This window comes from Acutalibacter intestini (genome assembly GCF_034334985.1).
GTDB lineage: Bacteria > Bacillota > Clostridia > Oscillospirales > Acutalibacteraceae > Acutalibacter > Acutalibacter intestini.
The window spans coordinates 52,632-79,625 of sequence record NZ_JAWXXL010000005.1 but is presented as its reverse complement, the minus strand read 5'-3'; the positions used below and the strand labels follow the sequence as shown (position 1 = coordinate 79,625).

Sequence of the window (26,994 nt, the reverse complement as noted above, 5' to 3'; positions counted from 1 at the left end):
CTCCTCCCTATCAAAACAAAAAAAGAGACAGCGGCCTTTCTTTTGGCCGCTGTCTCTTTTTTCTCTCTATTTTGTCAAAGTTTCGGCAATTTCTGCCTCGGTATTCATTTTCATCGCCTTTTCCGCTATGGCCTCCGCCTCTTCTCTGGTCCATCGGGAAATCAGCCTGCGTACAGCTAGTACAGACGCCACCGGCACACTGAACCCGCTAAGGCCAAAAGCCATAAGCAGGGGGATCAGCCGCTGATCCGAAGCCGCCTCGCCACAGACGCTCACTGGAATCCCCCTATGCACGCCACACTGAATCACGTGCCGCAGTCCTTTCAGCACTGCTGGCTGCAAGGGGGAATACAGATGTCCAACAGCGGGGTTCCCCCGATCACATGCCATAATGTATCCTGTCAGGTCATTGGTGCCAATGCTGAAAAAGTCCGCCTCCTGGGCCAGCTCCTCCGCCAAAAACACCGCTGCCGGAGTCTCTATCATAATACCCACTGGCAGGTTCTGGGCATAGCGAACACCTTGAGCCTTTAGCTGTTCCCCAGCCTCTTGCAGCAGAGCCCGGCCCGCCCGCAGTTCCTCCAAAGAGGAAATCATGGGCAGCATAATGCGCAGGTCCCCTTGGGTCCCAGCCCGCAGCAGCGCCCGCAGCTGGACTAAAAATACCTCCTGGTGAGCCAGACACCAGCGGATGCCCCTTAACCCTAAAAAAGGGTTTTCCTCTTCTCCCATGCTTAGGCATGGCACCACCTTGTCGCCGCCCACATCCAGGGTGCGCGCTACTAGGGGCCGGCCTTCCAGACCTTGCAGCGCCTGGCAGTAGGCCCGGTATTGCTCCTCTTCCCCAGGCGCCTGTTCCCGGTTCATAAATAAGTACTCTGTTCGAAACAGCCCCACGCCCTCGCCGCCGGCTTCCACTGCTCGGGCCGCCCCGGTGGGCATGCTAATATTACAATAAAGATGATATTCCTCTCCACTAGCCGAAAGCGTTCTTTTATCCCGGAAGGACTGGGGGGCGTACTCTTCCAAAAAGTCCGTCTGCTTTTTCATGTACTCCTGGATCTGCTCTTGCCCTGGCTCGCAGATGACTTCGCCCCTGCTCCCGTCCACAATGACAAATTCCCCGTTCCAAAGCTTGGCTGCCGCGCCTTCTATTCCACACACGGTGGGCACGCCCATTGCCCGGGCCAAAATAGAGAAATGGGACATTCGCCCGCCGGCCTCTGTCACCAGACCCGCAATACGCTCTTTATCAATCGCCGCCATAACCGAAGGGCTCAGCTCTTTTGCCACCAGAATGGTGCCCTTGGGAGCCTGGTGTACCTCTGTTTCTTTCACCCCCAACAGCAAACAGAGCAAGGCATTGCAAACATCCCGAATATCACTGGCCCGCAGCCGGGTTAGCTCATCATTGGAACTTGTGAACATTTCCACATACTGGTCACACTTTTCCTTGATGGCAAATTCCGCACATTTTCCCTGGTCTATCAGCTGCCCCACCTGTTCTTGCAGTTCCGGGTCTCGTACAATATTGATATGGCTCTCTAAAATACACGCATCCTTTTGCCCGGCGGAGGCTTTCAGCAGCTCCATCTGTCCAGCAGTATTGGCGCAAAAAGTGTCCACAGCCTGTAGCAGTCGTGCCTTTTCCGCTGCGGCGTCTATGTCTCGCTTCTCTTCATATATTAAGCTGCTTTCCTCTAGCAGCATAACTCTTCCCAAACCAATGCCCTCTGACACTCCGATTCCTCGCAACATAGCTTCCACCTCGCTTTTTGTTTGCACGTTTTGTGCTTTTGGCCGGTTTGGCCTTTTTTAGTATTACTAGAGTCTGTTTTGAAACCGGAGAAATACTGGCCCCTTTCCAGGCTTTTTGACGCCGAAGCCACCATTTCTGGGCAAAACTGACCCTGTTTTGGAGTTTTTTAACAGACTCCAGGACCAGCAAGACCAAACAATGCCGCTGCAAGGAAGCAACCGTCTCCTTTGACCTGCGGCGCCGCGCGCTCAGCCTATTTACCAGACAAATTTTTTCTTTTCCGCCTGCCTTTTGTGGCAGACTGTCTTTGCGCACATGCTTAGCAGACACGCTGCCGATATGGCAAAGTAAATGGTCACATTGGGCCGGCGCAGCACATAGCCCGAGTACTGGGCCGCTATCACCGCCAGCAGAAAGCTCATCCCCATGGCTCCTAGCTCCACCGTCAAAAAGCCCTTCAGCCCCCGGTACAGGCTAGCGGCGGTCCGCTTTAGCCAGTTTCCCGGCTTGCCCGCATCCGCCCGGAAGGTCCACAGCATGCCAAGGCCAAAGGCTCTAAGCACCGCCAACACAAATATGGCAAAAAACAGCATATACAGACCAAAACCAATGTATCCGCAGCAGTAAAAGACCGCCGGAAAATCGTTCTCCAAATCATAAATAATGCCGTCCACCACAAAGTCGCTGTATTCCACTCCTAAAAACTTGGTGAACAGGTCTTTTTCGCTCCAAATCAGTTCCGCAAAGAAGGTCTTTGTGGCCCGAAAATCCGAGAGCAGACCTGTGGCGGCAGAGTGGTGGAACACCTCCATCACATTGTACACCCCAAAGCGCTCATTCATATTGTTCAGCTGCTTGCCATAAATCTCTTCATCCGTATAAATCCCCATCAGGCCCTGGCGCATTTTGGCCCGCACCTTCTCCGGGGGAGTTACCGGCACATTCTCCTCTGGCTTCTCCTCCTCTTCGCCCTCGTTTTTGATAATATCAATGATCTTCTCATCCACGCCGCTGTTTTCCAAACTCTCCTCCACTGCCTCGCCCAAAATCCCCTGCGAATAGGCAGACATCCGCTCCCGCAGGGCCATGGGGGACTGGTGCCTAAAGGCAAACACCAGTCCAAACAGTACCAGCATGGGCAGAGCATATTTCAGGCATCTCTTTCCCATTTGCACCACAAATAGGAAAGCATAGGCGCCCGCAATAATAAAGATGGAGTAAAAGGTAAACTTCGTGCCAGTGGCAAACATCATACCAAAGCATAGCACCGCTGCGGCCAGATATAGCGGATATTTTCCCGTGCTATAAGCCCAATAAATGGCAATGGGAGCGGAGAGCACCAAAATAACCGCCTGGGCGTTGGGGATTACAAACCAGCCCATAATGCCCACTGGCAGGGCAGGATACGTGTACACCGGATTTCCGGTCAGCCAGGGCAGGGCTGTAAAGAGGATCATCTCCCCAAAGGCAACGGCGGTCCCCAGGTAAAAGTATTTCCGCAGGCCGCTGTCTATGCTTAAAACCGTAATAAATGTTAAAGCAAAGATGGGAAAATTTAGGATGCGCAGAAAATTCGCCGTGTCCTGCACCACCGAGATATATCCCACCCGAAAACCATTGGCCACATGCACTGCCCAAAATACCGCCACAATGCCGTATAGGATGAGATAGTACCGCTTAGTCTCACTAAGGAAAAAGCCAAACAGGGCCACCAGCATCAGCATTCCAAAGCGCAGCACGGTAGAAAAGGCGTTGCTGCCCATTTCGCTTAGAAAATAGGAGAGTACATCCAGCAAAGGCTGTATGGCCACAAGGACCAGCAGAATCATTCCCAACCGGTCCACAAGGAATTGCTTTGTCTTCTGTAATTGCTTTGGCAAATGGGCCGCCCTCCTTATAATTTTTTCATAGTTACCCCGGGGCGGCGTTCATACCTGGCAAAAAGTTTGCCCTCTCCGGAGTGGGCCCCAGTATACAGCTGTGCCGCTGCCAGGGCCAGGTACACAGTCAGGCTGGGTTTGCGCAGAGCCTGGCCCGAAAATTGAGCCGCCCCAAGCCCCAGCAGATAGGTCATGCCATAGGCCAGCAGCTGGGGTGAAAGATAGCTCCGCAGCCTCCGCCAGTTTCTCAGCGCGCCCCATGCAGCCCCCAGCAAAAAACAGACCGCAAAGGCCCCATATAACCCCACACCCACATAGCCGTAATAATACAAAAGCGCGGGGAAGTCATTCTCTGGGTCATAATGGGTACCATTTAAGGTAGCTGTTGCATATTCCATGCCCAGCAGTTTTCCAAGAAAGTCCTGCTCCTGCCAGGAAAGGGACATCACTGCCAATTTCTTGCTGCGGGTATTATACAGGTCCGAAGCTTTGGTGGAATACTGGTACTGCTTCATAACCCGTTCTGTCCCAAAGCGCTCCAGCAGATCCCCCAAAAGAGGGGTGTCCGCCAGACTGCGCTGGGTGTAGACTTCCTCATACACGCGGGTGATTTTTTCTATTATCTTAGCGGGCACCTCCCCGCTTGTATAGACAAAATCTTTGTCCTCTCCCATAATATGGTCGCTCTGCTCTTGGTACAAGTCATAAGATTCCCCAGTAAGGGCCTGGCGCCGCTCCATAATGGACATGCTCCGGCATAGCACCAAAAGCGCTAAAACCACAGCCAAAGGCACACAGCACCAGCGCATACGTCCTCCGGCAATAAGCACAAGAGCCAAGAAGCCCGCGGCCACCAGGATTGCCGAATAGTATGCCAATCGAGTGCCGGTAAAGTACAGCAGTCCAAACCCCGCCGCACATCCCAGCGAGAACACCCACACCCGCCCAGTGCGGTAAGCCCACAGCAGCAAGCAGGGGGTGAGCATAGAGACAATGGCACTTTGGGTATTGGGAACTCCAAACCACCCCAGCAGCCCCATCTTGACCCCCAGCGCTGGAATGTCATAGGTGTATTCCGGCCGGCCGGCGGCATAGGAAAGGCCGATAATCAGTAAAATAACGCCAAAATTCGCCGCCAGTATTCCCACCACCCGCAAATCCAGCCTGTCATGGCCCTTAAAAAAGGTGATGAAAGCCAGGGTCCACAGAGGGAACTGCACCAGCTTCAGGTACTCGGCTGCATCTCCTACTGGGTCCCGATAACCAAGACGCAGGCAGTTTAGCATATGCAGCAGCCAAAAGCCGCCAATGACCCCATAGAACACCCAATACACCCGTCTTTTTCCGCTAACCGCCAGCCCGTATAGGCTAACAGCCATCAGCAAAACCGTGCGCAGGGTGGTTGTCACCGCAGTGGTCCCGGTCTCCCGCATAAAATAGGAAAGCACGTCCAGCAGGGGCTGAATCAAGAGCAGCGCTGCCATAAAATCTCCTATATGCGGCGCGAGTTTTTCTTTAAGGTGGATTTCCTTCATGTCAGTTTCCTTTTCCAGTCAAAAAAATGCCGGCGCGTTCTTCTTTGCAAATTCTGTTCCGAGTCATTATAGCATATTTTTCGACAGCACACAAGCATAAATACATGGCTTTCTTAGGCGCCCAGTCTTTACCCTACCCATCCAGCCTGTCTCATAATGGCAAGCTTCCGCGCCCACATTCCTCTATCCTCAAACAAAAAAGACCGGCACGCCTGTGCCGGCCTTTCTTATTCTGTCCATTTTTATCAGGTCAATCAAAAATTACCGCCAGTTAAGTCCTCTACCACCAAGGTACGAGGGCTATTGTCATTGGCTACAGCAGCCGGAGCAGCCGCAGGTGCTGCTACAGCCGGAGCGGCGCTTGTCTCGGGCTCAGCCGGATGGGGATGGTCCCGCCAGGCGAAAAACTTGCTGGCCACCTGGGGGAACAAGGCGTAGCTTAGGGTGTCCTCTTCGCAGTGGCCCAAACCCTTCTCCTTGCACTCGGCCCTCAGCTTCTCCATCTCAGGCTCCAGCAGGTCCGCAGGACGGCAGGTAATCACCTCATCGTTGCCAATGCACTTCTTGCGCACTTCCTCGTTCACCTGGCCGGGCAGGTTGCCATATTCACCCCGGAGCAGACCCTTGGACTCCTTAGAGACCATCTTGTACCGCTCGCCGGAAAGCACGTTCAGCACCGCCTGAGAGCCCACAATTTGGCTGGTGGGGGTGACCAGAGGCGGATACCCAAAGTCCTGGCGGACACGGGGCACCTCTTCCAGTACCTGATAATATTTGTCCTCGGCGTTGGCCTGCTTCAACTGGCTGATCAGGTTCGAGAGCATGCCGCCGGGCACCTGGTACAGCAGGGTATTCACGTCCACTTTCAGCACCTTGGGGTTAATATCCAGCTTCTGGGCCACATTCCGGAAGTGGGCGGCAGCCTCGGAAAGCTTGCCCATGTCCAGGCCAGTATCCCGGCTGGTACCCTGCAAGGTGGCCACCATAGCCTCGGTAGCGGGCTGGCTGGTGCCGTTGGCCAAGGGAGACAATGCGCAGTCCACTATGTCCACGCCAGCCTGGGCGGCCATCAGATTGGTCATGTCGCCAGTACCAGTGGTGTTATGAGTATGCAAGTGAATGGGCACACCCACATTCTCCTTCAGCTTCTTTACCAGGGAGTAGGCGTCATAGGGCAGCAACAGGTTCGCCATATCCTTAATACAGATGGAATCAGCCCCCATCTTCTCCAGCTCCATAGAGAGCTTTACAAAGTAGTCCTCGCTGTGCACAGGGCTCTTGGTATAGCTGATGGCCACCTCGGCAAAACCGCCGTATTCTTTGACGAATTTTACCGCCGCCTGGACGTTCCGGGGATCGTTAAGGGCGTCGAAAATGCGCACTACGTCAATGCCGTTTTCCAGGGACTTCTTCACAAAGGCCTCTACCACATCGTCCGCATAGTGCCGGTAGCCCAGCAGGTTCTGGCCCCGCAGCAGCATTTGCAGCTTTGTGTTAGGCAGGCCTTTCTTCAGGGTACGCAAGCGCTCCCAGGGGTCCTCGTTCAAAAAACGCATGCACACGTCAAAGGTGGCGCCGCCCCAGCACTCTAGAGACCAGTAGCCAATGCTGTCCAGCAGGGGCAGCACGGGCACCATGTCCTCCAGCTTCATCCGGGTAGCCGCCTGAGACTGGTGGGCGTCGCGCAGGATGGTATCCATAATCTTCAGGGGATTTTTAGCCATAATTCAGTATCCTCCTTCTTAGCCGAACAGAGACATCAGCACACCGGCCGCTACAGCCGAGCCAATCACACCGGCCACGTTGGGGCCCATGGCATGCATTAGCAGGAAGTTGCTGGGGTCCTCTTTCTGGCCCACCACCTGGGAAACCCGGGCGGCCATGGGCACAGCGGAGACGCCGGCGGAACCAATGAGGGGGTTGACCTTCTCTTTGCTGAACACGTTCATCAGCTTGGCCAGCAGCACGCCGCCGGCAGTACCAAAGCCAAAAGCAACCACGCCCATAGCCAGAATCGCCAGGGTCTTTAGGTCCAGGAAGTTCTTGGCCGTAGCGGTAGCGCCCACAGAGATCCCCAGGAAAATAGTGACAATGTTCATCAGCTCGTTCTGCACAGTCTTGTTCAGGCGCTCTACCACGCCGCACTCGCGCATCAGGTTGCCCAACATCAAGCAGCCCACCAGGGGAGCCGCGGAGGGCAGCATGAAGGACACGAAAATGGTCACGACGATGGGGAACAGAATCTTTTCGGTCTTGCTTACATTGCGCAACTGCTTCATCTTAATCCGGCGCTCTTCCTTGGTGGTCAGCGCCTTCATGATGGGCGGCTGAATTACCGGCACCAGGGCCATGTAGCTATAGGCTGCCACAGCGATGGGGCCCAGCAGATGTGCCGCCAGGTTGGCGGTGGTATAAATAGCCGTAGGACCGTCCGCACCGCCAATAATGCCGATGGACGCGGCTTCCTCTGGGGTAAAGCTTAGCAGGTTTGCGCCAATATAAGTAATGAAAATGCCCAGCTGGGCCGCGGCGCCCAGCAGCAGGGTCTTGGGATTGGCAATCAGCGGGGCAAAGTCCGTGCCCGCGCCCACACCAATGAAGATCAGGCAAGGATAAATGCCCAGCTTAACCCCCAGGTACAGGTAGTCCAAAAGGCCGCCGTGGCCGGTGCCCAGCTCCTGCCAGTTAATAACGCCGTCCGCGAAAAACTCGGCATGGTACATGCCAGCACCCGGCAGGTTGGTCAGCAGCATGCCAAAGGCAATGGGCAAAAGCAGCAAGGGTTCGAATTTTTTAACAATGGCCAAGTAAAGCAGTACGCAGGAGATGAGAATCATTACCAGGTCCAGCGGCTCCTTGACCACCTGGGCAAAGCCGGTGCTTTGCAAAAAACTGTTAATTGCTTCCATTCAGGTTACACTCCTTTTCTATTTGTCTGCGGTTGCGCAGGGGAGTTTTCCCCTTAAGCAATGGTGCAGAGGAGCGCGCCGCTCTCTACAGAAGCGCCCTTGGAGGCGGCCACAGAGGTCACAGTGCCGTCCTTGGGGGCCATAATCTCGTTTTCCATCTTCATGGCTTCCAAGATCATAAGCACGTCGCCGGACTTTACCGCCTGACCAGCAGTGACCTTCACGTCCAGGATGGTACCGGGCATGGGGGCGTTAACAGGCTCACCCGCGCCAGCCGCGGCCGGAGCAGGGGCCGGCGCGGGGGCGGCCACAGGCGCGGGAGCGGCTACGGGGGCTGCGCCGCCCTTTACCTCTTCTACGGTAACTTCATAAGCAGTGCCGTTTACGTTCACATTATATTTTCTCATAGCGATTATTTTCCTTTCTAAATAGATGCCGGGGCGGCTCTTCTGGGCCAACGCCCGCTGGATTTTAGGGGCGGACAGCCGCAACGGCCCCTGCCCGGACTAAACTGGCAAAAACAGCAAGGCCTTGTTTACAGCCTTTTGATGGAATGAATCTTAATGTGGTTCACGTCGCTGCCCATCTCTTCCGCTATGGCGGCAGAGATAGCGGCCACCAGCTGCTGCTTATTGGGCTGGGCGGCAGGCGCGGGCACAACCCGCTGGGGCACTGGCGCAGGAGCCGGGGCGCTGGAACTGGCCGAAGCGCCACCTATGAGCGCTCCCATTATTTTGATCAGGATGATCAGGCAAATGAGCACCACGAACACCGTGATAAGGCCCATGGCCACCACCTGCAAATAGCCGGGGGTCGCCGCCGTGGACAATAAGAACTGATTCATTGCTTCTTGACCTCCTTTCGCAAGATATTATAAGAAATATAGCTATAGCAAAACATTTTTAGATCCTGAAAAAACACCATTCTCCGGCATTTTATCAAAATCAAGTAAATCATACCACGGACCAGGCTTTTTTACAAGAGGTCATTCACAATTTTTTAAAAATGTATTCCAGAAAAATTCAGAAAGCTATTGTGCCCGTACCAGCCCCGCCGCCCGTTCTCGGGCCGCCTCATAGACGAATTTGTCAATGAGATAGGGTTTGGTGGGGCGCTCTGCCTCCGGGTCCCTGGGCGAAAGGCTGTAATACATGGCCACCGCCTCGTTTCCGCCCGCCTGTGGGGTAAAACCCATGGCGGAAAAGAAGCCCTGGGCCGCGGCATTTTCCCGATTGAAATAAGCCAAAACCCGCCGCCGGTCCCCTTCCTCCATAATGTCCCGCATCAGGCTCCACAAAGCTGTACCCACACCCTTGCGCTGCCATTCCCTGGCCACATAGAGCTGGAACTCTACAGAAAAAAGGTCCTTGGGGGCCAAACGGTTCTCGGTTAGGTGGGCAAAACCCACCGGATGGCAGTCCACCTCACAAAGCAGCCACCCCAGGCCATAAGTATATGTATCAATACGCTGAATATACGCCTGAAGATCCGGCGCTTCTTTTTCCGGCGCGGCCGGCGTGCCCGTAAAGGGCGCGTAAATTTTCAGCATGGACGGCCCGTCCCATTCATTGACCCGCCGCACAGCCACCAGTGACATTTCATCTACTCCTCTCTATAAGGCCGCGAGACGCTGTCTCGCGCTCTGCAAACTTTTTGAAAAAAGTTTTACTCCGACTTTTTCCAGATGCCGTCCAGTCAGCCCCTTCCCCGAGCCGTCAGCTAGGCCTTGTTTGAAAATAGATGAAACGAGGTCCTTTTGCCCAGAAGAGGTCCATTTCAAGGAAAAAACGCAAGTTCATCTTCCGATTCACGAGGATTTTGGACGGGGAAAGGGGCCGCTTATGGGCATAAAGACGGCGTTTTCCATGGTTCAAACAGGGACTAGGTGGAAGGTGGACATCCTAGGCCACCCGAATCGGGGCTTTGGCCTCGCCAAATACTTCTGTTACCCTGCCCTCTTCGTCAAAGGCGTTGTTGTACTGCATCACCGCGTACTCGTTCAACAGTTCCCTATACGGCGTGGCCGCCCCCTGGCGGTACAGGTTGCCCTGGCTGTCCATGTGCCCAATGGCCGTAACTACTGGCAGGGTCTGGCGCAGCTGCTCTAGGTAGTTGGTATAGGCATTGCCTTCCAGCCCAGCAGCCCTTAGCAACAGGCCCGAGAGATAGTTTAGGCTCACCGCCTCGATTTCCTCTCCCTCCAGGGGGTAGTTCGCCCAAATGAAAAAGGGCACCTGGTACTGGCTCATGGTATACTCAAAGCCATTCTTGTCCTTGAGCAGCGCCCGGGTAAATCCCTCCTCCAGCTTGGGCCAGTGATCCCCAAAGTACAGCACCACCACCGGGTCCGGCTGTCTCTCAAAATAGGACAAAAGGTCCGAAAGGGCCTGGTCCGCACGGTTGGTCAAGGTCAGGTACTGCTCCGCCTGGGGCCACTTGCCCTCGTGCCCCTTTACCTGCACATGGCGCACCCGGGCCCGGTAGGCCTCGTCCTCATAGCCGCCGTGGTTCTGGATGGTCACTCCAAACAGAAACAGCGGTTCCCCCCGCCAGCGCTCGTACTCATAAATCAGCTGGTCATAACAGGACTTGTCACTGGTCAGCCGGTGCTCAAAGGTTCTCTTTACGTCAAAGATCTCCGCGTCTACAAACTCGTCAAATCCCAGGCACGGGTAGGCGTCCACCCTTTCCCAGGCCTTGCGGTCTCCGGGGTGCACCGCCACACTGTGGTAGCCGTACTCCTTGAGGATAGAGGGCAGCGCGGTCTGGGGGCTGTCCACATACTGCTGGTAGGGTTTGCTGCCCGCAGGCAAAAATGCCATGCTGTTGCTGGTAAGAAACTCATATTCGCTGTTGCAGGTATTGCCCCCGTAAACCGACGAGTAGGCCTTGCCAAAAATGCAGTTTCCTGTGTTTTGCAAAGCATGAAGCATAGGCTGGTTGTCCTGGGAAAACTCCAGGGTGCCAAAGCTGCCAAAGTCTGTTGTAGACTCGTTCATAATGGCTACAATGGTGGGCAGGCCTGAGGGGCTGCCCACCAGCCGGGGGGCAGGCGCCCCGGCCGCCAATTCTTCTACTTTGGCTGGGGAGTATCCCTCGGGCTTATCCACCAGCATGAACTGCACATTGGCAAAAAAGCCCGCCGCAATGCCCGTTAGCTCAGAGCTGGCCTTTTGGTTCCAGGCCCATACCGAGATGCCCAGGTTTTCCAGGCCGTTCAGGGGGAACAGCACAAAGGCCAGCGCCGCCGATACCCCAAAGGCTGTCAGCCGCTCGGTCAGGCGAAAACGCCGAGTGGTGGTAAGCCCATCCTTTGGCACCAGCTTGGCGCAGAGAATCACTGAGCAAATATATCCCAGGGCCGCCACAGCCATTTTTCGGGTAGGCGCATACTCATACCCGCCGGAGACCATCAGGGCAGTGGCAAAGGAAGTGAAGTCCCAGGGCAGGATGGGCTGCCCGCGGAACTGCACCACAAAATAATTGGCAATACCGAAAATAATAGACACTGCCCCGCCAATGGCCGCCGCCGCCCAGGCCCGCCGGGTCAGCCCAAAGGCCAGAGCAAACACCAAAAGGTAGCACAGGTAGTTGGCCAGCCACCGGGCCTGAGGAAACTCCCACAAGCGGGTGCCGTTAATGGCGTCCACCGCGATGAAAGAACCTAAAGGGAGAACCAGCAGCATCAGCCAGCCCAAAGACTGGCGTATGCCCGGGGGCAGGTCAACGCCCGTTAGGCACAGCACAGCACTGGCGGCGGTAAGGCCGCTGTAGGTAAATATGTACCACCAGGCCGGCGTCTGCTTTCCCGCGCCATCCTCCATAAAGGCCAGAGGCCACTCTACTGCGAAAAAGGCCACCGAGACCACCAGCAATGCCCCGGCGGCAAATAGGTTCCTTCGGCTGCGCTCCAAGCGCAGATGTACTTTTCCCTTCATAGGCATCCCCCTTTGCCGCGGTTTCTGTTTCCGCGAGTTTTGTTACAGTTTACTGGGCCCGACCCTTCATATATTCCACAATGGCGTCCGCAATGCGCCTGCTGGCCTGGCCGTCGCCATAGGGGTTCCCTGCCTGGCTCATGCGTTTGTATTCGGCCCCGTCCGTCAGCAGCTGGCGCACCAGCCCATAGATGGACTCCTCTTCTGTGCCCGCCAGCTTTAGGGTCCCCGCCGTCACCCCCTCGGGACGCTCCGTGGTGTCCCGCAGCACAATTACTGGCTTGCCCAAAGACGGCGCCTCCTCCTGGATGCCGCCGCTGTCGGTTAAAATCAAGTAGGACCTGGCCAGCAGGTTGTGGAACTCCACCACCTCCATGGGCTCAATGAGCCGGATGCTCTGGCAGCCGCCCAGCTCCTCTTCCGCAGCCTGGCGTACCAGGGGATTTAGGTGTACAGGGTATACCACCTTTACGTCTGGGAATTCTTCCGCTACCCGGCGGATGGCCCGGAACATGCGGTGCATGGGCTGGCCCAGATTTTCCCGGCGGTGGGCGGTGAGCACGATCAGCCGGGAGTCCTTGGCCCATTCCAGCACTGGGTCCAGCGCCGGGGCACAATAGTCCTCCCGCACTGTGGTGGAAAGGGCGTCAATGGCAGTGTTTCCCGTCACTACAATGGACTCCGCCTTCTTGCCCTCGTCCAGCAGGTTCTGGCGGCTCTGCTGGGTGGGGGAAAAGTGCAGGTCCGCCATGCAGCCCACAAACTGCCGGTTCATTTCCTCCGGGTAGGGGGAATACTTGTTGTGGGTGCGCAGCCCAGCCTCCACATGGCCCACCGCGGTCTGGCAGTAGTAAGCGGCCAGGGCTCCGGCAAAGGTAGTGGTGGTGTCCCCGTGGACCAGTACCATGTGGGGCTTCTCCTTTTGGATAACCTCTTCCAGGCCCTTCAGCACCCGAGCGGTGATGTCTGAAAGAGTCTGGCCCGGGCGCATAATATCCAGGTCGTAATCTGGTACAATATGAAAGGCCTCCAGCACCTGGTCCAGCATCTGCCTGTGCTGGGCAGTCACACAAACTTTGCAGTCAAACTCAGGCCGGGCGGAGAGCTCCTTTACCAGAGGGGCCATCTTAATGGTTTCGGGTCGGGTACCGAACACTAACATTACTTTAATCTTATCCATTGCGTCCTCCTTCATCTACGAAATAATGCATTATTAAGGCAACCCCGCACAATTCGCAGCTAAGGCCTTAAGCACCGTCTCGCTTGCGTAGTTTCCGTCATATCTCCCAGATCCCCGTGTCCATCTCCAGCTTGACCGCCCTCAATCTGTACAATTTAACAAAAAATCTGGCTGCGCAATACAGTACTTAGAGCGGCGCGGCATTGCCGCCTTAAAACAAGTTTCGGTGGCACACGGTCTGCCAACATTTTCCCCCACACCCAGACCGCGCCATGCGCCCAAGCCCGCTGCTTTATGGCGGAAGCCTGCCGGGTTGGACCCAAAAGCCCCTTAGCGGGGACTAGAGGCGGAGTTTGCGGCGCTCTTTTTCACTTGGCGCAGAAACTGAATATTGTTCCGGTAAAACCGCCCTAGCCGGGAGGGCTCACGTGCAATACGGTACAGCCACTCGGTGTTGGTTTTTACAAACAGGGCCGGGGCCCGGCGCTTACTGCCGCTAAGCACGTCAAAGGAGCCCCCCACCCCCATAAACACCCCTTTGGAAAACTCCTTTAGGTGCCGGTAAATGAGCAGCTCCTGGGCCGGAACTCCCAAGGCCACCAGCGTAAGGTCCGGGGCCTGGGCAGCAATCTGGTCAAAAATGCCGTCCTTATCCTTTTCATAACCGTTGCGGTAGCGTACCGTCATGGCGGGGTAGGTCTTTCTCAGCTTCTCCGCCAGGGCCGAGACCACCTCTTCCTTTGCGCCCAACAAAAAGACGCTTTTCCCTGCCCGTCCGGCCTCCCGCAGCAGCTTTTCCGCCAGGTCCACCCCAGTAATGCGTTCTTTCGCGGGCAGCCCCAGCATTTCCATGGCTTTTACCACACTGATGCCGTCCGGAACGATCTCCGCCTGATCCCAGAGCAGCAGTTCCCGGATGGCGGGGTCTTTTTCGGCATGCATAATAATTTCGGGGTTCGCGGTTACAATGAACTTCTTTTCCCCGGCCAGCATCGCTCTGGCGGCCTCTTTCGCGTAGTCATCCGCCGTGCCGCCATAGGCCCGGCACAGATAATCCTCAATCGCCATATCCTAAAAATCCCCTTTCTTTATATTCTTCATTTTCTTGGCTTTTTGGCCCCATCCACTGTGGGAAAGCGTCTGCTTTCCGGCCGTTTCAAGCCCAGCATACCGTGTCCATCCGCTTCCTGTTCACGCGGTGGCGCGCCTAGCAAGGTCAGCTGCCTACAGGGCCGGTCCAGGAACGCTGTTTTAAAGCTGCCGCTTTCCCCATTCAAGGCAGCTTTCGCTATCCTCAAAAGCTCTTTCTGCCGCTGGGTGGTTCTCTTTTTTTAGTTAGTCCGCTTCTTTTTCTGCTTTCTTCTTTTTTCGGTCCCGTTCCCGGTCTGTGTCAAAATCATATAGCTCCTCCTGGCCAAAGGCCTCTGTACTCTCCGAGGCTTTCAAAAACACGGTAATGGTCTGGAAGATCAGCTTAAAGTCCTGCCAGATGCTATAGTTCTCAATATACATCAGGTCCATCACCAGCTTGTCCTTGGGCGAAGTATTATACTTGCCGGAGATCTGCGCCAGGCCTGTCAGTCCTGCCTTCATCCGCAGCCGGTAGGAAAACTCCGGCAGCTCACTGGTGTATTTTTCTACATTTTCCAGCATCTCCGGACGAGGCCCCACCACGGTCATGTCTCCATTCAGGATATTCAGCAGCTGGGGCAGCTCGTCCAGCCGGAACTTCCGCAGCACCTTACCTACCCGGGTAATCCGGTCATCGTTGGCTGTTACTGACTTATGGATGGAGTTCTCTTCCTTCATGGTGCGGAACTTGTACACCTCAAACACCCGGCCGTATTTGGTCAAGCGTTTTTGCTTATAGAACACCTTACCGTGGTCGTCTAACTTGATGGCCACAGCGCAGGCCAGCATAATAGGGCTGGCCACTACCAAACCCACCACAGCCACGGCCAGGTCTGTCAACCGTTTGATGATGCGCTGTTCCATGGTCAGGTCCTTGGCAGTATACATCACCAGGGATTTGTCATCCAGGGCCACGTACTTTGCCCCTTGGGCCACCACGTCAATGGTCTCAAAATTATAATAAATATTTTTTTGGGTCTGGTAACAGAAGGAGATCAGATCATTGCGCTCTTTGGCAGGCACGTCATACAGAAACACGGTGTCATTGCGCAGGATAATGTCCAGCACCTTTGGGTCGTCATAGCGGATCATCTCGTCAATCTGGTACTGCTTTGGGAACCGCTTAATCTTTGGGATAATACTGCCCAGGCTCTGCCTGGAGGAGGAGATAACGCAGCAGTTCTCCGGCGGCTCCAAAGAAAAATAGACATAGTTGCCAAAATAGGCGAAAAAGATGATCACAAGGACCTGCAAAAACATCACCAGTAGGAGAAGGTGGGGGGTTTCGTAGACAAAGTGGTCGTTATTAAACTGGCTGGTGTTCATAATAGACAGCTGCAAATGGGTAACCAGGTCTGTAATAATAGTGGCTAAGGCCATGGAGTGAATAATCGGTTTACTCTTCTGGGTACCCACCGCGTAACCGCCGTATACGGACATCAGCGAAATGCCCAGCACCACAAAGGTAACCATGGTAACACCCGTGGTACGGGAGAGGTTGAAAAGCCATGGGTTGTGTATGCTAAAAATGCCGAAAAAGATGCCAAAAAGGGAGGCGAACAGGGCCATCTTCAGTAAAAAGACCACGGTTCGTTTTAGTTTCTTTATCATTCCATGCAAAGTAACATCATTCCTTTATATATAAACCACCCTTACGGTGGAGTATTCTAGAAAGTATCCAAAGGCAGACACATCGCACGGTCAAGGGGCGGCCTTTTGCTGGGAACCCACATATTACACGGCATGATGGCTTTGAGCAACATTAGAACGCTGGTCTCGCCCGACGCCTTTGCTCAGTGATAGGGCCTTTATTTACCAACTTCCCAAATATTCTTTGGACATTATAGCACATACTGCCCGTAAATGCAAAACACTGTTTATTAACATTTCTTTAATATGGCTTTTTCCTGTCTATTTTGCGGGGAAAAGCTAGAACTATACTAGACCAAGGGGCAAAACGGCGGCCTTTATCCGTTTTGCCCCTCCAGCCAGTCCGCCACTCTGCTGGCGGCATGGCCGGCCTCTTTGATGCCAAACTCCTTACAAAATGCTCGGGTCCTTTCTAGCTGGGCCTTCTGATCAAACGTCAGAATCGCCTGCTCCAGCCCCTGGTTGTCCTCTGCCCGGGCAAAGGGCAGCTTGTCCAGATCAAAGTAGAAATTCCGGTCGCTTTTATAGTCCTCCAAATCATTCACGTACAAAAAGCAAGGCTTGCCTGTATTCATATAGTCAAACATCACAGAGGAATAGTCTGTCACCAGCCCGTCACAGGCCATATAGAGCTCTTGAATGTCTGGGTAGTCCGAGGCGTTCACTACCAAAGCTGGGTCCAGGTGCATCTCCCGGGCTTTTTCCGCAATGTTGGGATGCAGCTTCGCCACCACCAGCCACTGCCCCCCAAAGCGCTGCCCCAGGGCCGCTGCGCACCGGGCGTAGTCCATATCATAAACGGAAAGGCCCTTATCCTTGCGGAAGGTGGGGGCATATAGCACCAGGCGCTTGTCTCCTTTAATTCCCAGAACTTTTCGCACCCGGGCGGCAGCCTCTTCTTTTGGGCCAAAGAGCTGGTCGTTGCGGGGAAAGCCGCACTCCAGCACCTGGCCCCCATACCAAAAGGCCCTATGGTAGATCTCTGTGAGGAAGCTGCTATTAGAGATAAACAGATCACACATCGCAGAGTCCCTTTTCGCTGCTTGCAGGTAGTCCTCTGGCAAAGCTCCGGCGGCATCCCCCTCAATACGCTTCAAGGGGAATCCATGCCAGGTTTGTACATAACGGGTAGCTCCCCGCTTCTGGGTATAGGCCCATTTGCGGCAGTTGTCCACCCAAACCCCAGCGGTACAAAGGTGATAAATGGCTTTCGGGCTGTCCAGCAGGACAGGCTTTACCCCCTGGGGAAGGCTGACGGCGTCCCCGGGGGAGCCCACCACCCAATAAACTTTCCAGTCCCGGCGGAGCAGCTCTTCAGCAATGGCCCGGGGGCTGTCAGAAAAACCCCGGCCATAGAAGCTTTGGCATACAACCTTGCGGGGGTCTTTGGGCAGGAAGGAAAGAGTCTTCCAAAGCGTGTTACGAAGAATTTTCTGAAATAGGTTCATAGTGGATTCTCCCTATAGATGATAGGATCGGTTTGGGCAGATAGAGGAGCCCAGCTCCAGCAGAAACCTGGCCACCCCGTTTTCTTCATTACTGCCGATTATCCCGGTGGCCGCAGCCTTTACCGGGTCCATGGCGTTGGCCACCGCATAGGCTTCGTCGGCTGCGGCAAACAGCGGCAGGTCGTTCATGGCGTCCCCAAAAGCCACCAGCCGCCCGCAGCCCAAGTCTTTCTTTAGCCGCAGCGCCGCCTGGGCCTTGGTGGCCAGCTTTGGGGTCAGCTCCAGCCAGTATTCCTCCCGGTACAGGTCCTGCTGAAAGGTCCCATTGGCCCAGTTCAACCCGCCTAACTGGTCCCAAAGGGGAGCCAGCGCGGCCTCATCCTCAATAAACGTAAAATAATAGGTCTCTCCCGCCAGCAGTTCTTCCGGGGAATATACCGGCCGCAGGCGCTGGTCCGTACGGCGGCTATCCAGATAGTGCCTCATCCCCGGATGGTCTGTCTTACTGGTTAAATATAGCACCCGCTCTTTCCCCTCTACCACAGCGTACACCAGGGGCCAAAGTCCCAGCTTTCTGCTAGCGGAGAGAATATACCCCCGCTGGTCTGGGGTGAAAAAGGTTTCGAATACCCGCCGGCCACTGCTGCCCTCCACCATAAACGCGCCGTTGTGGACAATCCATGGAATTCGGGGCGCCAGCCCTTTTGCCACCACCCTGGCCGAATGATAGGACCGGGCTGTGGCAAAGGTAAACAGCACCCCCTGGTCCACCAGCCGGTTCAAGACCTCCAGTGTAAAAGGCGGCAGACGGTCCCTTTGGTCTAATAGCGTGCCATCCAGGTCACTGATAAAAAGAGTTCTTTCCATCATATGAGGTATCCCCCGTTCACCCCCAGCACCTGACCGGTGATGAAAGGATTTTCGGCCAAAAATACCGCTGCCTGGGCCACCTCCTCCGGCCTGCCTAGCCGCAGCAGGGGAGTGTCCTGGCACAGAGCCGCCTTTTCTTCTGGAGAGAGGTGGCTGTTCATAGGCGTGTCAATAGCCCCTGGGGCAATACAGTTTACCCGAACGCCCGAAGGACCCTCCTCCTGGGCCAAAGCCTGGGTCAAGCCAATCAGCGCTGCCTTAGAGGCGGAATAGGCCGCCTCACAAGAGGCCCCCGACTGCCCCCACATAGAGCTGACATTTATAATACTGCCCCGTTTTGCCTGGATCATGGGCCCCAAAGCCCTGCGGCAGCAGAGGAATGCGCTGGTACAATTGGCGTCCATCACCCGCCGCCAGTCCGAAAGACTCATGTCTGTTAGCAGGCCCACCCAAGAGACGCCCGCATTATTCACCAATACCTCCACTGGTCCCAAAGAGCCCTCCACCTGCGCAAACAGCTCCGCTACCTGGTCCTCATGGGTCAGATCCGCCCCAAAGACCTGGGCCCGCCCACCGTCCTCTATAATTTGTTTTGCGGTTGATACAGCCTCTGCCCGGCGACTGTTATAGTGGACGGCCACCGAATATCCCTTTTTGGCAAAGGCCAAAGCCAGCGCCTGGCCAATGCCCCCGGACGCCCCTGTGACCAGCACGGTGCTCATCGTTCCCAGTCTCCCTTCTCATAAAAAATCGCGGCCAGCGCGGCCAACGGCGCGGTCTCTGCACGTAAAATCCGGGGCCCAAGGCTGAGTACCTTTGCCCCCAGGGATCGGGCCAGCGCAGCCTCTTCTGGGGCAAATCCCCCCTCTGGCCCCACAAAGAGAAAGAGCTTTTGCCCCGCGGTTTGCAGCGCCGTCTTAAAGCTGTCCATCCCCTCTTCATAGAGAAACAGGGCCTCTCCCTGGGCCGCGGCAGCTTTTAAAGCGGCCTTTAGTGGGGCCGGAGGCAGAATTTCCGGCACAATTCCCCGGCCGCTCTGCATGGCTGCCTCCAGGGCGATCTTTTGCAGGCGGGCGGTTTTCTTTTCCACCGCTTCCGGGCTCCATCTGGCCACGCAGCGGCTGCTCTCAATGGGCCAAACCGCAGCGGCGCCCAATTCCACAGACTTCTGTACCACAGTTTCCAGCTTGTCCCCCTTCGGCAGGCATTGGCAGACTGTGACCCAGGCGGCAGGTTCCCCCCGGCTGGGCGTGGGTGGGGCAACATCCAGCAAAAGACCCCCGGGGGCAGTTTCCAGGACCACGGCGGGATAGTCCTGCCCCTGGCCATTGCACAGCGTAACCGCCTCGCCTGGGCGCAGGCGCAGAACTTTGGCCGCATGACGTCCGGCTTCGCCCTCCAGCAAGAAAGGGGAGGCCGGTGGGCCGGAGATAAAGAATCTGGGCATAGGGAACTCCTTGTCTTGTTTTTTTATAGCCTATAGGCCCACAGGGGATTGTTTACCGGCTTGGTAGAGGCATTGCGCTTATCCGCCCGCTTTCCCCAGACCCACACCGTCCTCCTGGTCCCCCCTGTCTTATGCTGCTTTGTGCGATCATTCAGATAAAACCCGTGTATCGGGTGTTCCACTGGCTCTATGGTCAAGCCGGAAAGCTTCTCTTAGGCCTTTGTTTGAACATAGGGAGAATGGCGGATTTTTAACCAGGGGAGGTCCATTACAAGGAGAATTCCGCAAGTCAACCCAGCGGTTGACCCGGATTTTTCACGCGGAACGGGGCCTCTTCTGGGAAAAAACGGCGTTTTCCATGTTTCAAACAATCCCTAGAATCTGTTTTTCAAATCGGAAAAATGCTGGATTTTTGCTCAGAAACAAGTGGGTTCCAGGAAACAACCGCAAGAAATGCTGGCACCTTTCCAGGCTTTTTGATGCCGAAGCCACCATTTCTGGGCAAAACTGACCCTGTTTCGGCGTTTTCTAACAGACTCTGGCCCTTTACAAAACACAATATTTTTCCATATACCCCTCCATGGCCGCCACCAGGGCAGGGTCTGCGCCATTCTCCTTTAGATATTCGTGAATATCCACCACTGTCACAATGGGGTGCACCTTCAGGCCAAACTCCTCTTCCACCTCCATAATAGCGGTCTTGCCCGGGGTTTGGCCCACCTCGCAACGGTTTACGCTGATGAACACATCCGAAACCCTCACGTCCCCGCAAGCCTTTAAAATGGACATGGACTCCCGCACCGCGGTGCCCGCTGTAATCACGTCTTCAATAATTATTAGGCGGTCGCCGTCTTTGGGCTGATACCCCACCGTGACGCCGCCCTCGCCGTGGTCTTTGGCCTCTTTTCGGTTGAAGAAGTACGGCTTGTCCACCTGGTGGTCCCGCCACAGGGCTGTAGCGCAGGCTGTGGCCAAAGGGATTCCCTTATAGGCCGGGCCGAACAGTGCGTCAAAGCGGCCGCCTGTGGCCTCCATTACCAAAGCGGCATAGTAGCTTCCCAAGCGCGAGATCTGGGCCCCAGTGCGGTACAGGCCGGTGTTGACAAAGTACTGGGTATTCCTGCCGCTTTTTGTAACGAACTCTCCAAAGCGCAGTACATTGGCGGAAAGCATAAACTCGATAAATTCCTTTTTCTTTTGGGTAAGCATCCGTAGGCTCTCCTTTTCAAAATTATGATAATTTCATGATATTGGTGACAATGCCCTGGGGCGTAATGTCCAGAATGCCGTAGGTGGCCCCCCAGCCGCTGAGCCGCCCGGGGTTCATAATGTACAGGCCGTCCTCATAGTCCTCCCGGGGCAAATGGGTGTGGCCAAAAAGCAGCACCTGGGCCTTGTGTTCCCGGGCCGCCGCAAGGATATGGTAGTCTCCAGACTTTACCCCGTACAGGTGGCCATGGGTGTAGAAGATTTTCACGCCCTGGGCCTCAAACTCTCCGGTTACCGGCAGGGTGGAGCCCCAATCGCAGTTGCCCCGCACCGGCAGAAAGGTCTTTTCTGGAAAGTTCCGCCGGGCCCGTTCCATTTCTTCTTCTCCGTCTCCCAGGTGGATAACAGCCTCGGCCTTGGGCTGGGCAAGAATGGCCCGGCGCAGGCTTTCACTGTCCCCATGGGTATCGGACATCACTAAAATACGCATTTCTACTCCTCCCAAATTTTCGTCAGGCGACGATTCCGCCTGTTCTGTGTTCCGTCGGATGAATCAAACCCGCCGCAGACGCATAGTATGGAAAGGGCCAGCATCCTCTTTAATAGCTGGAACATTTGCCAAAATCCCTTTTTCAGCAGCAGACAGCGTCAAAATATCTATCTGCCTATTATCTCTATTCTAACCAAACCCCAGAAAAAACAGATGGAAGCCGCAAGAGGGACAAGTGACGCTTTTAAAGCGGGCGATCAAACTGGCTCTTCACCATATGTTCTCCCATTTCCATGAGAAAAGGAGGTTTTCCCAATGGACAATAATGGCTCCAACAACCGGCTGGAAGCCCTGTTAAAAATAACCGCCCAGCGCATGGGGTCCACTCCCGAAGCGCTGAAAGAGGCAGCCCAAAACGGCCAGCTGGCCAAACTGCTGGGCAATGTAAGCGCCCCAGAGAGTGAAGCCATGCAAAAGGTACTCTCAGACCCCCAGGCGGCCCAAAAGCTTCTATCCAGCCCCCAGGCCCAAAAGCTGCTACAGATGCTGCAAGGAGGAAAGTAAGTCTGGTATAGTTAACACAGTTCAAAAGAGGCATTTTACCTCTTTTGAGCCAGGCAGCGTAGCTGCCTAGCTTTAAAATCGGTATCTACCGATTTTAAAGTGGGGTTACTATATAATCAGGAAAGGGGGCGGTCCGCCTGGACGACCTGAATCAACAAATCACGCAATTTCTGTCCGATCCCAATAGTATGCGTCAGCTGCAAAGCGTCATGAGTTCTCTAGGCCTTTCCCAAGACGCGGCCCAGGCTGCCCCTGCCGCCCAAAGCGCTCCGGCCAGCGGAGGCGGCGGGCCAGACCTCTCTGCTTTAGCAGGGATGCTGGGCTCTTTGGCCGGCGGGGGCAGTACGCCCCAGGATCACCCCAGTCAGAACTCCACAAGCGCTCTGGGGCCGCCAGACACCCTGGCCCTGGTGGCCAGGCTGGCCCCCCTGCTAAGCCAGATTAACCGGGAAGACGATTCCACCCGGCTGCTACAGGCCCTGCGGCCCCTGCTTAGCGGAGCCCGACAGCAGAAGATCGACGAAGCGGTAAAAATTTTACAGCTCATGCGTCTGCTCCCTCTGTTGGGCAGCGCGGGGCTGGGAAAGTAAAAGGAGGTCCCTGCCATGCCCGAGATGGATCTGCGCCGTATGCAAGAGGAAGCCGCCCGCCGCGCCCGGGAGATGCAGTCTCGGGCACGGCAGCAGGGCCGAAACCGCTCCCCACAGCCAATGCCAACTACGCCTCACCAGGAGCCGCCCCAGCCGGAGCCTTCGCCGCCACCCCCTGCAGAGCCCCCCCAGCCGGCCGCCCCTGCCACTCCTCCAGCCACTCCCAGCCTGCTGGACGAACTTTTCCAAGATCGGGAGCGCACCCTGCTTTTGGCGCTTCTCCTCCTGCTGGGGGGCGACGGGGGAAACAACGAGCTTATGTTTGCTCTCCTTTTCCTGCTGATGTAATAGTGCCCCCACCCACCACCACGTCTCCCTGGTACAGCACCACTGCCTGGCCCCTGGTAATGGCCCGCTGGGGCTCGTCAAACACCACTTGCAGGGTGTCAGGAGCGGTCTGCACTACATGGGCAGGCTGGGCGCCGTGCCGGTAGCGGATTTTCGCCTGGACCCGCATGGGCTCTTGAATGTCCGCCACGGAGATAAAGTTCAGGTCCCGGGCGGTTAGGCGGTCTGAAAAAAGCTCCTTGTGTTCCCCCAGCACCACCTGGTTGGCTACGGGGTCCACCTGGCATACATACATGGGCTGGGGGAAAGACAGCCCCAGGCCCTTCCGCTGGCCTACGGTATAGTGGATAATCCCCCTGTGCCGTCCATAGACCTGCCCCGCCGTGCCAGTAAAATCTCCAGCGGGAAAAGTCCTGCCTGCATGCCGCTGGATAAATCCGGCGTAGTCTCCGTCTGGCACAAAGCAGATGTCCTGGCTCTCCTGGCGGTGAGCGTTGACAAAGCCCGCCTGGTGGGCCAGTTCCCGTACCTGGGCTTTGGACAAGCCTCCTAGGGGCAAAAGCAGCATCGAAAGCTGCTTTTGGGTCAGGTTATAGAGCACATAGCTCTGGTCTTTGTCTGGGTCCAGGCCTGTTTTCAGCAGCCAGCGCCCAGTTTCTGGGCAGCACTCTACCCGGGCATAGTGGCCAGTGGCAACATACCGGCACCCAATCTCCTCCGCCCGATGAAAGAGCTTTCCCAGCTTCACGTAACGGTTGCAGTCAATGCAGGGATTGGGGGTTTCTCCCCGGGCGTAGGCCCCTACAAAGCGGTCCATCACCTGGCGGCGGAATTCCTCTGAGAAGTTGAACACATAAAAGGGCATCTTCAGCCGTGCACACACCGCTCGGGCATCGTTAACGCTGTCTATAGAGCAGCAGGCCTTTTCCCCTGGGTCCGCCAGTGCGTCCTCATTAGAAAAAAGCTTCAAGGTTACGCCCATCAAGTCATAGCCCTCCCGGGCCAGCAGCAGGGCGGCTACGCTGGAATCGACCCCACCGCTCATAGCCACTAGGGCCTTTGGCTTCCCCCTGGTCATAGCTTTGCCAAGTCCAGGCCCTGGCTGTGCTGTGCGAAGAACCGCCGCAGCCGGCCCCGGATCATCTCCACCCCATCCAGGGCGTCGCTCTCAATATTGATGGGCAAAATGGGGTCGTGGACCGACAGCCGCACCAAGAACCAGCCCTCGCCCTGGCCCTTGGAAAAGGACACCCGGATCCCCTCGAAGTTGTCTGGAGCAACCTGCCAGCCCATTTCTTTGGCGTAGGCCTCCAGGTCCCCGATGAGCCGGTTACCCCGGGCCCGGAAGTCCGTCTCTAAAATGGGCACCCGCACCTCCAAAGTTTCCACAGGTTCTTTTAAGGGAGCCAGCAGGTCCTCCAGGTCCCGGCCCTCTTGGCGCAGGGCCGCCATCTTGATAATAATTTTTGTCACCAGGTAGGCCCCATCGTCTAAAAAGTAGTTTTCCCGCAGGGCCGCGTGGCCGCTGGTCTCAATGGCCAGAGGGCAATCCACTCCCTGGGCGTTCATACGCAGGGCCTCGTTAATAACGTTTTTGTACCCCCGCTGAAACCGCCGGTGTTTTCCCCTCAGGGCGGTCTCGATATACTCGTGGAGTCCGTCCGAAGTAATGGAGTCTGTGACCACCATGCCCCCAGGGGCGTTTTCCAGGGCAATGGCCGAGGCCAAAGCCACCAGCCGGTTGCGATTGATTTCCCGGCCCTGGCGGTCCACCACAGCGGCCCGGTCCACATCCGTGTCAAAGATCACCCCCAGGTCCGCGCCAGAGGAGAGCACGGCCTGAGAGGCTGCGTCCATGGCTTTGGCATCCTCCGGGTTGGGAATATGGTTGGGGAAGTGGCCGTCCGGCTCCAGAAACTGGCTGCCAGACACGTCCGCGCCCAGGGGAGCCAGCACCTGACTGGCGTAGAAGCCACCAGCTCCGTTGCCCGCATCCACCGCAATTTTAAAGCCAGTCAAGGGATGCTCATAGTCCGCCGCTCTAATGCCGGACATAATCAGCTGCCGCAGGTGGGCGGCGTACTGGGCCATATGGTCCGACTGGTTCCAACTGCCCCCAGGGGCGGGCCGGGGGGCGGCGCCCGTATTGGCGGCCTCTAAAATTTCTGTAATGTCGCCACTGTCCAGGCCCCCGTCCTGGGTAAAAAACTTTAGCCCATTGCGGTGAAAGGGATGGTGGCTGGCTGTCACCTGGATGGCGCAGTGGCACGGCAGGTCCAGGACCGCCATGAACATGGAGGGGGTAGAAGCCAGGCCGCAGTCAAAGCATGTACAGCCGTAGCGGGTTAGGGCTTCTTGAAGGGCGGCAACTATGCGCGGCCCAGAGAGCCGGGAATCCCGGCCCACAGCCACCCGCAGGCCGCTGGCTGGCTGGCCCAGCCTTTTTTCGCACCAGCACAAAAAGGCTGCGGCAATGTCTCCCACAGCCTGGTCTGTCAGCTGCACGGGCCCATCTTTTTCTGTTTCTATGGCGGCCCCACGCACGTCGGTGCCGCTTTTTAGTTTTAGATAATCCACCGGAAAGACTCCCTCTTGTGTTGATTTGTTTTGATTATACCAAAAACCGGAAGAGGACGCAAGGTCAATCGGTGGAAGCGCAAAAAAAAGCAGGCTTGCCGAAGGGTCACAAGTCCGCTTTTTTGTCACAAATTTAACCTTCTGCCAATATTTGGGCTACAATCTCCTCGGTCCGCATCCCCCGGGAGCCTTTCACCAGTACACTGTCCCCAGACTTCAGCGTCCCTTTCAGCAGATCTGCCGCCTCCTGGTTGGTGGAAGCCCACCCTGCCCCTGGGCCATAGCCTTCTGCAATCTCCCGGCCCAGCTCGCCTACCGCCAGCAGTTCTACACCCTTCTCCTTGGCGTAGCGGCCAGTGTCCAGGTGTCCCTGCCGGGAATAGCTGCCCAGCTCCAGCATACCGGCTAAAACGGCGATCCGCCGCCCCCCTACCCGGGAAGCCAGCACGTCTATGGAACTGCGCATAGAGTCCGGGCTCGCGTTATAGCTGTCGTCGATTACGGTGACGCCCCGCCTCTCTTTCATCTGCTGGCGCATGGCCGGGGGCTCATAGGCGGTCAGGGCCCGGGCCGCGTCCTCCAGGGGGACTCCCAGGTGTGCGGCCACTGCCAGGGCGGCCAGGGCGTTGCGCACATTGTGTTCCCCAGCCACTGGCAGCTGTACCGGCACCCGCTCTCCCCCGGGGCCTAGGCAGGTAAAGGCCTGGCCCTCTGGGGTGCTGGCCAGGTCCACGCCCTGCCACTGGCAGCTTTTTCCCAGGCCGAACCGCACGGCGCCAGGCAGGCCTGCCAGCAGCGGGTCGTCGCCGTTGACGAACAGCGCGCCCGCCCCGGACAGGTAGCCGGCAATACGGGCTTTCTCGGCCAAAATATTTTCCTGGGTTTTCATGAACTCTATGTGGGACGTGCCGATATTGGTCATCACCACGCAGGTAGGCTTCACCACCCGGGCAATACGCTCCATTTCCCCGGGCATACTGACGCCCATCTCAATCACTGCGGCAGTGTGCTCTGGCCCCATGCCGCACACAGTGATGGGCACCCCCACCTGGCTGTTCTGGTTGCCGGCGGTCCTGTGCACCTGGAATCCGGCGGAAAGGGCCTGGGCCACCATCTCCTTGGCAGTGGTTTTTCCCACGCTGCCCGTGATACCCACAATGGGAATATCAAAGCCCTCCCGGTACCAGGCCGCGGTCCGCTGTAAGGCGGCACGGCAGTCCTCCACCAAAACCAGGGCCCCGGCCCCAGGGGGCAGGGGATGGTCTGTAAAGGCGGCACAGGCCCCGGCAGAGATGGCCGCCCCAATAAAGGCGTGGCCGTCCACCTTCTCACCCCGGACCGGCACAAACATGGCCCCGGCCCCGGCCTGGCGGCTGTCTGTAATAAAATGGGTAACCCTGGTCTCTTCCCTGCCGCAAAGCAGCCGGCCGCCTGTGGCGGACAGGATCTGGGCTATGCTGAGATTCATG

24 protein-coding genes are annotated in these 26,994 nt (G+C 56.4%); 3 read left to right on the top strand and 21 right to left on the bottom strand.

The annotated features are described in order from the left end of the window. Positions 1 to 66 precede the first annotated feature (66 nt). The 18 genes from ptsP to U8U68_RS05920 form a co-directional block, all read right to left on the bottom strand. The gene (gene ptsP, locus U8U68_RS06005; RefSeq protein WP_322199927.1) at positions 67 to 1,758 is read right to left on the bottom strand and encodes a phosphoenolpyruvate--protein phosphotransferase; all 1,692 of its coding nucleotides are present in this window, start codon (positions 1,756 to 1,758) and stop codon (positions 67 to 69) included. A gap of 258 nt (positions 1,759 to 2,016) precedes the next feature. After that, positions 2,017 to 3,639, bottom strand: coding sequence for an O-antigen ligase family protein (locus U8U68_RS06000; RefSeq protein ID WP_322199926.1), 1,623 nt, complete (start codon positions 3,637 to 3,639; stop codon positions 2,017 to 2,019). Positions 3,640 to 3,653: 14 nt separating this feature from the next. Beyond that, entirely contained in the window at positions 3,654 to 5,123 is a 1,470-nt protein-coding gene (locus tag U8U68_RS05995; protein ID WP_322199925.1) for an O-antigen ligase family protein, read from the bottom strand. A gap of 305 nt (positions 5,124 to 5,428) precedes the next feature. Continuing rightward, on the bottom strand, positions 5,429 to 6,898 hold the full coding sequence (locus U8U68_RS05990) for a pyruvate carboxylase subunit B (RefSeq protein WP_322199924.1): 1,470 nt from the start codon (positions 6,896 to 6,898) through the stop codon (positions 5,429 to 5,431). Positions 6,899 to 6,916: 18 nt separating this feature from the next. Continuing rightward, positions 6,917 to 8,083: a sodium ion-translocating decarboxylase subunit beta gene (locus U8U68_RS05985; RefSeq protein WP_322199923.1), complete on the bottom strand. Its 1,167-nt coding sequence runs from the start codon at positions 8,081 to 8,083 to the stop codon at positions 6,917 to 6,919. Positions 8,084 to 8,136: 53 nt separating this feature from the next. After that, positions 8,137 to 8,490 (bottom strand): biotin/lipoyl-containing protein, encoded by a 354-nt coding sequence (locus tag U8U68_RS05980; RefSeq protein ID WP_322199922.1) that lies wholly within the window; start codon positions 8,488 to 8,490, stop codon positions 8,137 to 8,139. Between the two features lie 128 nt (positions 8,491 to 8,618). Beyond that, positions 8,619 to 8,927 carry an OadG family transporter subunit gene (locus tag U8U68_RS05975; RefSeq protein WP_322199921.1) on the bottom strand — a complete coding sequence of 103 codons (309 nt, stop codon included), beginning with the start codon at positions 8,925 to 8,927 and terminating at the stop codon, positions 8,619 to 8,621. 186 nt (positions 8,928 to 9,113) lie between these two features. Beyond that, on the bottom strand, positions 9,114 to 9,680 hold the full coding sequence (locus U8U68_RS05970; protein ID WP_322199920.1) for a GNAT family N-acetyltransferase: 567 nt from the start codon (positions 9,678 to 9,680) through the stop codon (positions 9,114 to 9,116). A 304-nt stretch (positions 9,681 to 9,984) separates the two neighbouring features. After that, a complete protein-coding gene (locus U8U68_RS05965; RefSeq protein WP_322199919.1) occupies positions 9,985 to 12,021 on the bottom strand; it encodes an LTA synthase family protein in 2,037 nt (678 codons plus the stop codon). A 49-nt stretch (positions 12,022 to 12,070) separates the two neighbouring features. Continuing rightward, a complete protein-coding gene (gene wecB / locus U8U68_RS05960) occupies positions 12,071 to 13,201 on the bottom strand; it encodes a non-hydrolyzing UDP-N-acetylglucosamine 2-epimerase (RefSeq protein WP_322199918.1) in 1,131 nt (376 codons plus the stop codon). A gap of 330 nt (positions 13,202 to 13,531) precedes the next feature. Then, positions 13,532 to 14,269 (bottom strand): WecB/TagA/CpsF family glycosyltransferase, encoded by a 738-nt coding sequence (locus U8U68_RS05955; protein WP_322199917.1) that lies wholly within the window; start codon positions 14,267 to 14,269, stop codon positions 13,532 to 13,534. A 267-nt stretch (positions 14,270 to 14,536) separates the two neighbouring features. Then, positions 14,537 to 15,943 carry a sugar transferase gene (locus U8U68_RS05950; protein ID WP_322200016.1) on the bottom strand — a complete coding sequence of 469 codons (1,407 nt, stop codon included), beginning with the start codon at positions 15,941 to 15,943 and terminating at the stop codon, positions 14,537 to 14,539. A gap of 356 nt (positions 15,944 to 16,299) precedes the next feature. Beyond that, a complete protein-coding gene (locus tag U8U68_RS05945) occupies positions 16,300 to 17,430 on the bottom strand; it encodes a CDP-glycerol glycerophosphotransferase family protein (protein ID WP_322199916.1) in 1,131 nt (376 codons plus the stop codon). Positions 17,431 to 17,442: 12 nt separating this feature from the next. Continuing rightward, complete coding sequence (locus U8U68_RS05940; protein ID WP_322199915.1) at positions 17,443 to 18,300, bottom strand: HAD hydrolase family protein; 858 nt, start codon at positions 18,298 to 18,300, stop codon at positions 17,443 to 17,445. Further along, positions 18,297 to 19,022, bottom strand: coding sequence for an elongation factor P 5-aminopentanone reductase (gene ymfI, locus U8U68_RS05935; RefSeq protein ID WP_322199914.1), 726 nt, complete (start codon positions 19,020 to 19,022; stop codon positions 18,297 to 18,299). Before ymfI ends, U8U68_RS05940 begins: the two co-directional genes overlap by 4 nt. Beyond that, positions 19,019 to 19,747, bottom strand: coding sequence for a 16S rRNA (uracil(1498)-N(3))-methyltransferase (locus U8U68_RS05930; protein WP_322199913.1), 729 nt, complete (start codon positions 19,745 to 19,747; stop codon positions 19,019 to 19,021). The genes ymfI and U8U68_RS05930 overlap by 4 nt, the downstream gene beginning before the upstream one ends. 546 nt (positions 19,748 to 20,293) lie before the next feature. Continuing rightward, positions 20,294 to 20,956, bottom strand: a complete 663-nt coding sequence (pyrE, locus tag U8U68_RS05925) for an orotate phosphoribosyltransferase (RefSeq protein WP_322199912.1) — start codon at positions 20,954 to 20,956, stop codon at positions 20,294 to 20,296. A 22-nt stretch (positions 20,957 to 20,978) separates the two neighbouring features. Further along, positions 20,979 to 21,446 (bottom strand): YfcE family phosphodiesterase, encoded by a 468-nt coding sequence (locus U8U68_RS05920; protein ID WP_322199911.1) that lies wholly within the window; start codon positions 21,444 to 21,446, stop codon positions 20,979 to 20,981. 315 nt (positions 21,447 to 21,761) lie between these two features. Here U8U68_RS05920 and U8U68_RS05915 point away from each other — a divergent pair, with 315 nt between their 5' ends. From U8U68_RS05915 to U8U68_RS05905, 3 genes are all read left to right on the top strand, one after another. Beyond that, on the top strand, positions 21,762 to 22,010 hold the full coding sequence (locus U8U68_RS05915) for a hypothetical protein (protein ID WP_322199910.1): 249 nt from the start codon (positions 21,762 to 21,764) through the stop codon (positions 22,008 to 22,010). Between the two features lie 209 nt (positions 22,011 to 22,219). Further along, the gene (locus tag U8U68_RS05910) at positions 22,220 to 22,600 is read left to right on the top strand and encodes a hypothetical protein (protein ID WP_322199909.1); all 381 of its coding nucleotides are present in this window, start codon (positions 22,220 to 22,222) and stop codon (positions 22,598 to 22,600) included. Between the two features lie 15 nt (positions 22,601 to 22,615). Then, positions 22,616 to 22,948, top strand: a complete 333-nt coding sequence (locus U8U68_RS05905; RefSeq protein WP_322199908.1) for a hypothetical protein — start codon at positions 22,616 to 22,618, stop codon at positions 22,946 to 22,948. On the opposite strand, the gene mnmA is transcribed toward U8U68_RS05905, so the two are convergent. The 3 genes from mnmA to U8U68_RS05890 all read right to left on the bottom strand — a co-directional run bounded on the left by mnmA (position 22,917) and on the right by U8U68_RS05890 (position 26,993). Next, on the bottom strand, positions 22,917 to 24,026 hold the full coding sequence (mnmA, locus tag U8U68_RS05900; protein WP_322199907.1) for a tRNA 2-thiouridine(34) synthase MnmA: 1,110 nt from the start codon (positions 24,024 to 24,026) through the stop codon (positions 22,917 to 22,919). The two genes, U8U68_RS05905 and mnmA, sit on opposite strands and share 32 nt — an antisense overlap. After that, a complete protein-coding gene (locus U8U68_RS05895; protein ID WP_322199906.1) occupies positions 24,023 to 25,525 on the bottom strand; it encodes a phosphohexomutase domain-containing protein in 1,503 nt (500 codons plus the stop codon). Before U8U68_RS05895 ends, mnmA begins: the two co-directional genes overlap by 4 nt. 133 nt (positions 25,526 to 25,658) lie before the next feature. After that, positions 25,659 to 26,993 carry a UDP-N-acetylmuramoyl-tripeptide--D-alanyl-D-alanine ligase gene (locus U8U68_RS05890; RefSeq protein ID WP_322199905.1) on the bottom strand — a complete coding sequence of 445 codons (1,335 nt, stop codon included), beginning with the start codon at positions 26,991 to 26,993 and terminating at the stop codon, positions 25,659 to 25,661. Position 26,994: the final 1 nt, after the last annotated feature.